Source organism: Halobaculum sp. XH14 (assembly GCF_032116555.1).
Taxonomy (GTDB): Archaea; Halobacteriota; Halobacteria; order Halobacteriales; family Haloferacaceae; genus Halorarum; species Halorarum halobium.
Genome location: NZ_CP134949.1, coordinates 1,214,694 through 1,224,362, shown reverse-complemented (window position 1 = coordinate 1,224,362; position 9,669 = coordinate 1,214,694). Strand labels below are relative to the sequence as shown.

At 68.5% G+C, this 9,669-nt stretch carries 13 protein-coding genes; 9 read left to right on the top strand and 4 right to left on the bottom strand.

Going from position 1 to position 9,669, the window contains the following annotated elements:
* The first annotated feature begins 4 nt into the window (after positions 1–4).
* Complete coding sequence (locus RJT50_RS06220; RefSeq protein WP_313695091.1) at positions 5–2,188, top strand: hypothetical protein; 2,184 nt, start codon at positions 5–7, stop codon at positions 2,186–2,188.
* Here RJT50_RS06220 and RJT50_RS06215 read toward each other — a convergent pair.
* Positions 2,172–2,306 carry a DUF7503 family protein gene (locus RJT50_RS06215; protein ID WP_313695089.1) on the bottom strand — a complete coding sequence of 45 codons (135 nt, stop codon included), beginning with the start codon at positions 2,304–2,306 and terminating at the stop codon, positions 2,172–2,174. The two genes, RJT50_RS06220 and RJT50_RS06215, sit on opposite strands and share 17 nt — an antisense overlap.
* 199 nt (positions 2,307–2,505) lie before the next feature.
* Here RJT50_RS06215 and RJT50_RS06210 point away from each other — a divergent pair, with 199 nt between their 5' ends.
* Together RJT50_RS06210 and tpiA are read left to right on the top strand one after the other, a co-directional pair.
* Positions 2,506–3,039, top strand: a complete 534-nt coding sequence (locus RJT50_RS06210) for a multiprotein bridging factor aMBF1 (protein ID WP_313695087.1) — start codon at positions 2,506–2,508, stop codon at positions 3,037–3,039.
* A gap of 93 nt (positions 3,040–3,132) precedes the next feature.
* The gene (gene tpiA / locus RJT50_RS06205) at positions 3,133–3,777 is read left to right on the top strand and encodes a triose-phosphate isomerase (RefSeq protein WP_313695086.1); all 645 of its coding nucleotides are present in this window, start codon (positions 3,133–3,135) and stop codon (positions 3,775–3,777) included.
* 59 nt (positions 3,778–3,836) lie between these two features.
* On the opposite strand, the gene RJT50_RS06200 is transcribed toward tpiA, so the two are convergent.
* Positions 3,837–4,574 (bottom strand): fumarylacetoacetate hydrolase family protein, encoded by a 738-nt coding sequence (locus RJT50_RS06200; RefSeq protein ID WP_313695084.1) that lies wholly within the window; start codon positions 4,572–4,574, stop codon positions 3,837–3,839.
* Positions 4,575–4,717: 143 nt separating this feature from the next.
* Here RJT50_RS06200 and RJT50_RS06195 point away from each other — a divergent pair, with 143 nt between their 5' ends.
* The gene (locus RJT50_RS06195; RefSeq protein WP_313695936.1) at positions 4,718–5,431 is read left to right on the top strand and encodes a metal-dependent hydrolase; all 714 of its coding nucleotides are present in this window, start codon (positions 4,718–4,720) and stop codon (positions 5,429–5,431) included.
* 93 nt (positions 5,432–5,524) lie between these two features.
* On the top strand, positions 5,525–5,923 hold the full coding sequence (locus tag RJT50_RS06190) for an OsmC family protein (protein WP_313695083.1): 399 nt from the start codon (positions 5,525–5,527) through the stop codon (positions 5,921–5,923).
* A gap of 101 nt (positions 5,924–6,024) precedes the next feature.
* On the opposite strand, the gene RJT50_RS06185 is transcribed toward RJT50_RS06190, so the two are convergent.
* Positions 6,025–6,168: a hypothetical protein gene (locus RJT50_RS06185; RefSeq protein ID WP_313695082.1), complete on the bottom strand. Its 144-nt coding sequence runs from the start codon at positions 6,166–6,168 to the stop codon at positions 6,025–6,027.
* A 180-nt stretch (positions 6,169–6,348) separates the two neighbouring features.
* Between RJT50_RS06185 and RJT50_RS06180 the strand changes: the two genes are divergently transcribed.
* Entirely contained in the window at positions 6,349–7,101 is a 753-nt protein-coding gene (locus RJT50_RS06180; RefSeq protein WP_313695081.1) for a GTP cyclohydrolase III, read from the top strand.
* An 87-nt stretch (positions 7,102–7,188) separates the two neighbouring features.
* Here RJT50_RS06180 and RJT50_RS06175 read toward each other — a convergent pair whose 3' ends face one another.
* Complete coding sequence (locus RJT50_RS06175; protein WP_313695078.1) at positions 7,189–7,485, bottom strand: PadR family transcriptional regulator; 297 nt, start codon at positions 7,483–7,485, stop codon at positions 7,189–7,191.
* A 352-nt stretch (positions 7,486–7,837) separates the two neighbouring features.
* Between RJT50_RS06175 and RJT50_RS06170 the strand changes: the two genes are divergently transcribed.
* From RJT50_RS06170 to RJT50_RS06160, 3 genes are all read left to right on the top strand, one after another.
* A complete protein-coding gene (locus RJT50_RS06170; RefSeq protein ID WP_313695076.1) occupies positions 7,838–8,140 on the top strand; it encodes a MarR family transcriptional regulator in 303 nt (100 codons plus the stop codon).
* A gap of 29 nt (positions 8,141–8,169) precedes the next feature.
* Positions 8,170–8,511, top strand: coding sequence for a repressor phrH2 (locus RJT50_RS06165; protein ID WP_313695074.1), 342 nt, complete (start codon positions 8,170–8,172; stop codon positions 8,509–8,511).
* 366 nt (positions 8,512–8,877) lie between these two features.
* The gene (locus RJT50_RS06160) at positions 8,878–9,627 is read left to right on the top strand and encodes a hypothetical protein (protein ID WP_313695071.1); all 750 of its coding nucleotides are present in this window, start codon (positions 8,878–8,880) and stop codon (positions 9,625–9,627) included.
* Positions 9,628–9,669: the final 42 nt, after the last annotated feature.

The following is a 9,669-nucleotide window of genomic DNA, read 5'->3' as shown; positions in this document are numbered from 1 at the left end:
TCGCGTGAACGAGACAGCGGACGAACCGACGGACGCCCTCTCGATCGTCCCGGCCGACGGTGCGGCCGGATACGAGATCACGGACAGGATCGAGGAGGTCAAACTGCCGTTCAGGCTCGACGGGGACGACGACCGTCCGGTCCGCGTCGATGCCGGGAACGCGTTCCCGACGCCCGTCGACGGCTGCTGGGAGGCGAAGACACGGCACGTCACGCCGCTGTGTACGGCGGACGTGTACGTCCGGACCCCGGACAACTCGCTGGTCGAGACGCTGACGGCGAACGGCTCCGTCGCCGTTCCGGCCGGAAAGCACGTCCTCGAACTGTCGACCGCACCCGTGAAGGCGTACCTCTCGATCGAGGGCCCCGCGTCCGTCGACTACGACGGCCGCTATCCGACCGTCTCCCTCGACGACGGTCCCGCCGCGGTCCGGATCGGCGCGCGCTCGCGCCACGAGACCCCGGCCGGAACGATCACCGTGACCGAGGAGCCCGCGGACGTCGCCGCGGCGCTGTCCACCTTCGGTTCGGCGCTGGCGACGACCTCGCCGGAACGGTCGTTCCCCACGCTCCGTGGCCACCCGCCGCTGATCGAGACCGGCGATTCGCTCGACGTCCCGTCGCTGGTGGAACGCGCTGGGACGGGGGTGACGCTCGGCGTTCCCTTCGAGTACGGCCCGCTGTTCTCGGCGGCACCGGTCGCCTACTATCTCGCCGCGAGCATCGTCGAGAGCGACGACCCGTATCTCTCCGCGGGCGGGACGACCCGACGGCTTCCGGCCGACCGCGAGGGGCTGGCGCATGAACTCGGCGCGATCCTTCGGCACTGTTTCACGCTCGACTGTGCCACGAGAGCCTGCGAGGCGGGGCTTTACGACGTGGACCTGCAGGTCCACCGGGCGCTCTCGGAGAGCCTGGACCCGCCGTGGCGGACGTGGTACGACGCGAGCCTCGCGGACCGAACCGCCGCGTATCTGGACGTGCCGACGTCGGCGACCGAGGGGGCGATCGACTGGCCCCAGACGACGGACGTGAAGCCGGTCGCGGAGAACGCCGCGATCCTCCCGTTCCTCGCGTCGGACCTCTCGACGATCCGCTCACCGCCGCCGGCGCCGACGGTCCCCGGCGGGAACGGGAGCGGTCCGCTCGACGAGTTCGTCCGCAGCGACGAGGAGCCGGCGTTCACACGGAGCGCCGGCGACAGGTCGGAGTCGCGCCCCTGGCTCAGGGGGCCGACACAGAACGTCACCGACGAGGGGAACGCCGTCGTCTCGCCGCGCCCCGCCGACAGCACGTCGCTCGCGTGGGTCGGTCCGGGCTACCCGATGCGCGCGTCGAAACCGACGGTCGAATCGTACCGCAGCCGGCTCGACCGGACGCTCTCTGCGGACCTGACCATCGACGTCACCGTCGTTTGCAACGACGACCGGATGGCGGAGGAGGCCGACGAGGTGTACGGCTTCCGGGATCACGTCGCGTTCGACGTTCGACAGGACAGCGAGCTCACGGTCGGGGAGCTGGCCGACCTGCTGGCCGAGGACCACGACTTCTTCCACTACGTCGGCCACGTCGACGAGCGCGGCGTGAAGTGTCCCGACGGCTTCCTCGACCTCGAAGCGCTCGAGGAAACCGGCGTCGACGCGTTCCTGTTGAACGCCTGTACGTCCTACCGACAGGGGATGGCGCTCGTCGAGGCGGGCGCGCTCGGCGGCGTCGTGTCGCTGACCGAGCTCCCGAACTCGCTGGCCACGCGCGTCGGCCGCGACCTGGCACGGCTGCTCGACGTGGGGTTCCCGCTGGACGCGGCCCTGGACGTCGTCGGTCGGGGCCCGTTCGCGGGGAGCGCGTACACGATCGTCGGGGACCCGCGGGTCCAGCTGTGCCAGTGTGCGACGGGGGCGGCGATGCTGATCGAACTGGAGGACGACCCGGACGGCGACCGGGTGCTGGCCACGCCACGGTGCTATCCGACGTCGTCGTTCGATCTGGGAACGATGTCGATGGGCCACTTCGGGGACGACGAGGAACGGTTCATCGGCTCCGGACGGGGGGAACCGGTCCCGATTCCCGTCCCGGAGCTCGACGGGGCCTTCACCATGGCCAGGTCTCCCATCGAAGTCGCGACCGAGATACGGTGGAGCGACGAGGTAACGGGCCGACGGCTGGCCGAACTTACGGACCAGCAGTAGAGCTTCCGTTCGCCGCGACCGCACCGGCCTGTGACAGCAACAGCGTCATCGTGAACAGTGCGCCGATCAGCTTCGGGTGCTCCGCCAGGAACGCCGCCATCGCAGTGTTTTCGGGCATACGGGTCTCGAAACGGTTTGTTTTATACTGAATCTATCTGAAACATTCTGATAGTCATGCTGTAAAAAGAACTCCAGTTTCCGGCTTGTACGCGACCGTATCCGGTAATCACCTCGAAAGTCGGCGACCGGGCAGGAGATTCCCGTCGACGAACCCGCGGGGCGCACGTTTTATCAGTGGGAGCGCGCTACGGTCTGGTATGCCCCAGTGTGAGATGTGTGGCGCCGAGAAGCCCTCGCTCACCACCACGAAGGTCGAAGGTGCCGAGTTGGAGCTCTGTGACGACTGTTCGGACTTCGGGACGGCGGTCACGCAGGACGCCGGCGGGTCGTCCGCCTCGACGAAGTACTCGACGTCGTCCTCCTCGGGCGGGTCGTCTTCGTCCTCCTCCTCGTCCTCCTCGAGTTCGTCCTCGTCGTCGACGCGCCGCCGGCGCGACATGTTCGACGAGATGGACACGGTGGCGACCGACTACGACGACCGACTTCGAACCGCGCGCGAGCAGGCCGGCCTGAGCCAGGAGGAGCTCGCGAAGGAACTGAACGAGAAGGCCAGCGTCATCCGGAAGCTCGAGCGCGGCGAGATCCTGCCGAGCGACGACGTCCAGCGGAAACTGGAGAAGGCGCTCGACATCTCGCTCGTGGAGGGCGAGGACACCGACGAGTCCGAGTGGTCCTCGGAGTCGTCCGGATCGATGACGCTCGGCGACGTGGTAAAGCGGAACGAGAACTGACCCCGACGGTCACGAACTGCCGCCGCCACGCCCCCCACCGGTAACGCCGCCGCAACCGCCACGCCTTTCTCCCGACCGACCCCCGACCCAGATATGTTCATCCTCGTCAACCTGAAGGCGTACCCCTGTGACGCGGTCGACGTCGCCGAAGCCGTCGCCGACGTCGCGGCCGAGTCCGGCGCCCGAATCACCGTCGCGCCGCAGGCCGCACGGCTGTCCAGCGTCGCCGCCACCGGGGTCGAAACGTGGGCCCAGCACGTCTCGCCGGTCGGCCACGGGAGCCACACCGGCTCGACGCTCGCCGAGGCCGTCGCCGACGCCGGCGCGGCCGGGACGCTCCTCAACCACTCCGAGAGGCGCATCAAACTGGCGGACGTCGACGGCTCGCTCGCGGCCGCCCGGCGGACGGGGCTGGAGACGGTCGTCTGTGCGAACAACCCCGACCAGGCCGCCGCGGCGGCCGCGCTCGGTCCCGACGCGGTCGCGGTCGAACCGCCGGAACTCATCGGCGGCGACGTCTCCGTCGCCTCGGCGGACCCGGCCATCGTCGAGGACTCCGCGGCCGCCGTCGCCGCCGTCGACGAGGACGTCGAGCTGTTCTGTGGTGCCGGCGTCTCGAACGGCGAGGACGTGGCGGCCGCCGCCGACCTCGGCGCGTCCGGCGTGCTGCTCGCCAGCGGCGTGGCGAAGGCGGACGACCCGCGGGCGGTGCTCAGGGATCTGGTGTCCGGGATCTGAGCGGGACGCGTCTGGAAATCGCGGAGTCGGGGCGCGGGCGAGTTCCGAGCCCTGGAGTCTCAGTTCCGACTGACGTCGTGTGCGAGGACCCCGACGCCCTCGACCTCGACCTCGACGCGGTCGCCGTCGGCGAGCGGGCCGACGCCGGCCGGCGTGCCCGTGGAGACGGCGTCGCCGGGTTCGAGCGTCAGGTACGTCGTGACCTCCTCGATCAGCGTCGGCACGTCGAAGATGAACTGGTCCCGGGTGCCGTGCTGTCTGCGCTCGCCGTTCAGGCGGAGTTCGACGGCCGCGTCCGCGGGCACGTCCTCAGCGTCGGCGACGACCGGGCCCAGCGGGGCGCTGGCGTCGAACGCCTTCCCCCGGACCCAGTTCCGCTCGCGGTCCTGGTCGTCCCGGTTCGACACGTCGTTCATGCAGGTGATGCCCTCGACGACGTCCCAGGCGTCCACGGCGGCGACGTTCCTGGCCTGCTCGCCGACGACGACGGCCAGTTCGGCCTCGTGTTCCACCTGCTCCTTGCCGGCCGGAAGCGGAACGGTCGAGCCGGGCGGCGCGACGCAGTTCGGCGGCTTCAGGAACAGCATCGGCCGGTCGGGCACTTCCTCGTCCCGCTCGTCGGCGTGTGCGGCGTAGTTCCGGCCGACACAGACGATCTTGGTCGGCTCACAGGGGGCGAGCAGGTCAACCGCCGGGTCGCTCACGTCGAACGTCTCTCCCGCCGCCTCTACCGTGCCGTTCTCGTACCGGCCGCGTCGGACCGCGCCGGACGGGTCGCGGATTCGTGCGCGTCGCATGGTGGCACGTCGGCCGGTCCGGGTTTAGCCGTTTGGAGTCCGGCGAGGCGGGCGAGGACCGGCCGAGCATCGACCCGATCGCCGTCAGGTCGGCGACCGATTTTATGTGGCCGTCAGCCGAACTCCCACCCGTCATGGCGACAATGGAACTCACCTGGCACGGCCACTCAACCTGGTCGGTCTCGGTCGACGGCACGGACCTGCTCATCGACCCGTTCTTCGACAACCCGTACACCGAGACGGACCCGGAGGAGCTGGACCCCGACCACGTCCTCCTGACGCACGGACACGCCGACCACATCGCCGACTGCGACCGCTTCCGCGACGCCCACTTCGTCGGCACGCCGGAGCTAACCGGCTATCTCGCCGACGAGTACGGCGTCGACGACTCGACCGGGATGAACCTCGGCGGCACGGTCGAACTCGGGGACGCGTTCGTCACGATGGTCCGGGCGGACCACTCGAACGGCATCGACACCGGCTACGGCACCTCCGGCGGCATGCCCGCGGGCTACGTCATCTCCGACACGAAGCCGACCCAGGAGTCGGACGCGGACGCGACGGCGTTCTACCACGCGGGCGACACCGCCCTGATGTCCGAGATGAAGGACGTCATCGGCCCGTTCCTCGAACCCGACGCGGCCGCCGTCCCCTGTGGCGACCACTTCACGATGGGGCCGGCACAGGCGGCCATCGCGGTCGACTGGCTCGACGTCGACCACGCCTTCCCGATGCACTACGACAGTTTCCCGCCCATCGAGATCGACACCGAGCAGTTCGTGAGCGAGGTGAAAGCGACCGGCAGCGACGCCGAGGTCCACGTGCTCGGCGGCGACGAGTCGTTCACGCTGGAGTAATTACGGCACGGCCGGTCCGTCCCGACTCGGTCGGTCGTCCATACCGGTTCGGCAAGGTTTAGGCCCCTCGCGACCGAACGAACCGGACGCATTATGACCGACATCGAGACCTCAACAGTCAGCGAGGAGGGCTTCGTGAGCACCAGCCAGCTCGGCGACTTCGATCTGACCGTCGACGCCACGGGCGAGGAGGGACCGACGCCGAACCAGGTGCTCGTCGCGGACTACGCGTCCTGTTACCTGCCGGCGTTCCGCGTCGGCGGCCAGAAGGAGGGCCACGAAGAACTCGGCAAGGTCCAGATCGACGCCGAGGCCGATCTTGACGACGACGACGACCTCACGGGCATCAGCTTCGACATCTACGTCGAGGCAGACGTCGACGACGACACGCTCGAGACGATCGTCGCACACGGCGAGGACATCTGTCACGTCCACTCGGCGCTCCGCGAGGGGCTCCACGCGGACATCTCGGCCACCGGCGACGCCTTCTGAGGCTGCCGGCGGCGACGTCCCCGAACCCGACCGGTGGGACGGTCGCACCGCTCACCGCTTCTTCGCGCCGCGAAAACGTCACAGCCGCCCGCTCGGCGGGGTTACTCGTTCCCGCGGTAGGCGCGGTACGTCATCGCGCGACCCTCGATGATGACCACGTCGTGCCCGTCCGGGTTGGGGTCCCGGTCGCCGACGCGGCCCTCGGTTTCGTCGCGAAAGACGTACGGTGAATCGCGCTCTTCCATGTCAATTTGTACCACGCTGTTGCACATAAACCTTTGTCAGACAGACTCACGCGTGATATCGGGAGTTCGTCACGATTCGGCGGCGCACGTTCGGGTCCGGGACGGGTCCGGCCACACCGACCCCATCACGAAACCGTGAACGGTAACGCGTATGTGTCGGGGCTCCGGAGCGTCGGTACAGTGACCGCGACGCAGCTCACGCTCGTTCAGATCGACAACTACGGGCCGTGGACCGTGACGCCGGAGCCCCGCCGGGAGATGGACCTCCAGACGCTCCAGTCCCGGCTGTTCGCCGACCTCGCGCAGTTCGTCGGCTCCCGTGACGGCTACGCGTTCTTCACCCGCTTCGACAACATGGTCGCCGTGACGAACGGCCTCGACCGGTCCGACCACGAACTCCTCCAGGAGTCCATCGGAAACCGGTATCCCGTGACCATCAGCCTCGGAACCGGCGTGGACGAGTCGCCCATCGAGGCGCTCGAAACCGCGACCGAACTCGTCCAGAACGCCGGGAGCGCGCAGTCGGCCGACCGCGCGGAGGCGCTCGACGGCGAGTTCGTCGGCGACCCCGGCGCGGGCGACCTCCGGATCGCCCACTTCGACGTGAACGACGCGACCGGCAAGTACACCGACCGGCTCAACGAGTTCGATTCGTTCATTAGCATCGAGCAGGCGTACGCCAGCCTCATGCGCTACATGCGCGAGGCCCACGGCGCGCTCTCCTTTTTCGTCGGCGGCGACAACGTCATCTCGGTCTGCCCGGAACTGGGCGTCGACGAGTACCGCGACGCCATCGACCACGTCTCCTCCGAGGCCGACGTCCAGTTGAAGGTCGGCGTCGGACGCGGCACGACGGCCCACGAGGCCGGCATCCGCGCGAAGCACGCGCTGGAGGACTGCCGGTACGAGGGGACGCTGGTGGAGTTCGCGTAGTCGCCCCCGGCGCTCACACGGTTGACGTGATTCACCGTGGGGTTCGCAGTGACGTGCGATCGTGGACGACGGTCGACGAACCTGCGATCACGGGCCGTTGTTCGAACTGCTCAGCCCTTCCTGCCAGATCTGTCGCCGTGCGAGCGTGCGACGCCCCTCCTCGGTGAGCTTGTACTCGCGCGGCCGGCCGTCGGTCGCTACCTCCCGCACGAGTTCGAGGTCGGCCAGAGCGTCGAGGCTCGGATACACCTCCGCGTGGCTCACCTCCTCGCCGTAGTAGTCGATCAGCTCCTGCCGGATGGCGATGCCTTTCAGCGGACCGCGTTTCGATAGCATCCAGAGGACGTCCCACTCGAGCGCCGAGAGGGTGCGGGGAACGTTCACCGGTTAGCCTCCCGGACACCGGCGGCCGGTCCGGGACCTCGGGGTACGTCGGCACCGGTGGCCGTCCCTTCGGTTCGGTTGACGCGGTGGCGGTCCTCTCGTGTTCCTGTTGGGTCCGTACGGGCGGGCCCGCTCGTGTGTGCTCCGGGAATCATCTGTGGGTGGGCACGAACCGTCGGCGGCCGGGGGTGGCACGAACCGCCGCCCACTCGCCGGAGGCCGAGTGACTCGAGCCGTCCGCCATCGGATTCATGAACATACGATAATACTGTATAGATAACTATAGTTCTTTCCAAGGTGTTGTAGTATCCTATTCCTGATGGATAATACCCTGTACGGACGCGGAAACACCATGAGGAAGTCGGCCCGGTGGATGGTTTTGCTGGACGACAGGATCCTGGAATACGTCTCGGAGAACGGGCCGACCCTCCCCTCCGACATCGCGAACGACGACCGCATCCCGTACGGGGCACAGCACATCGGGAACAGGTGCAGGAAGCTGACCGAACACGGGTTCCTCGACAACCTGGGCAACGGCGTGTACGTCATCACCCAGCGCGGCCGGGACTATCTGAACGAGGAGTTCGACGCCGAGCAGGTGGACGCGGAGGGTGACAGTGGCGGCGAGTCCGCGTCGGCGGACGGCAACGTCTGAGCCGGGACCGACGCAGAAGTTCTTGTACGATGACGACACCAGCCCTCCCGATGGTCGTTCGACGGATGGGAACGTGGATGGAGACGCTGGACGAACGCATCCTCGAGCACCTCGCAGACGAGGGGTGGGCGACCGCGAGGACGATGGCACGGTGTCCCGGGTTCGAGACGTCCGAATCGCGGCTCGCCGAGCGATGTCACGTCCTCGCACACGCGGATCTGATCGCCCCGCTGATGGACTGCCGTCGGGCCGACGTCTGGGAACTGACTGGCCGCGGCGTGAGGTATCTCCGCGGCGAAGTCGACGCGGAGTCGATCCGACCGCTCCCCAAGGTCCGTCCCTCGGGGGCGGTCAGACCGCTCCAGTGGTGAGAAGTCGACCCGAACCCGGCGCTGGATCCGGACGTGTCCCGGCACCACTCGAAACGATGGACAGACGACACTCGATCGCGACGGGTCGATTCGAGGGCCCGGTAAGCGGTTCATACCGTCACGCCGTCGCACCCACGTCACAGATCAGACGCTCGGCACGGAAGCGGCGGGGCCGGGTGGGTACGGGGGAGAGGTGATGTCGTGACGGGTGCCGTTCCGGGTCCGTATGGAGAGGGATGCAGTCCGGTCATTGGCCGACTGGTGACCGATATCGCACCGGCTGTCGTCCACGGCAACCCGCGGAGCCAACACTTATCTCCACGCCGCAGTTTCGCCCGGTAAGACCCCGTTAACCGGGGGAGTCCGATGATCGAATTCAACGACCCACGAGTCGACGGCGAGCACGTCAGTCGCCGTCCGAGTTCCACGACCGACGGCGACGTCGTCCTCGTCGGGGTGGTCCACGACCACCCGGCCAGTACGTTCCGCGTACGGACGGTGATCGAGTCCGTCGACCCGGACGTGCTGGCGCTCGAACTCCCGCCGCTCGCGGTCGGCCTCTTCGAACAGTACGCGCGGGACGCGCGGACGCCGCCGGCGTTCGGCGGAGAGATGAGCGCTGCGATCCAGGCGGCGCGTCCGGGGACGGCCGGGGGCGTCGACCGCGTCGTCGGCATCGACGGCCCGAGCGTCCGGTTCGCGGGCCGGATGGCCCGTCGGCTCTGGTCGGAACGACCCGCACTCTCGACTGCGCGGACGGTGATCCGCGGCCTCTCGACCGCGACCAGGCGCGCGGCCGTCTGCCGACTCGGCGCGGGAGTCGCGGCCTCAACCGGGCTTCGCCTGGAGGTGGACTCGCCGGTCGTCCACGAGAGCGACTGGCAGGACGCCCCCGAGGTCCAGGCCGACGACGAACGGACACAGATCAGACGGTCGCAGGCCATGCTGAACGCGTTCGGCTCCTGTCGCGCCTCCCGCGCCTGCGACCTCCGAAACGAGACGCGGGAGGAGCACATGGCCGCGCGACTCGCCGACCTCCGCGACGAGGGGGACGTCGTGGCGGTCGTTGGGATCGACCACCTCGATCCGCTGTCCGCGGAGTTCACGGACGACTGAGCGGCCCCTCGTCCGCGCCGCGGAAAAACCTCGACAGCATGG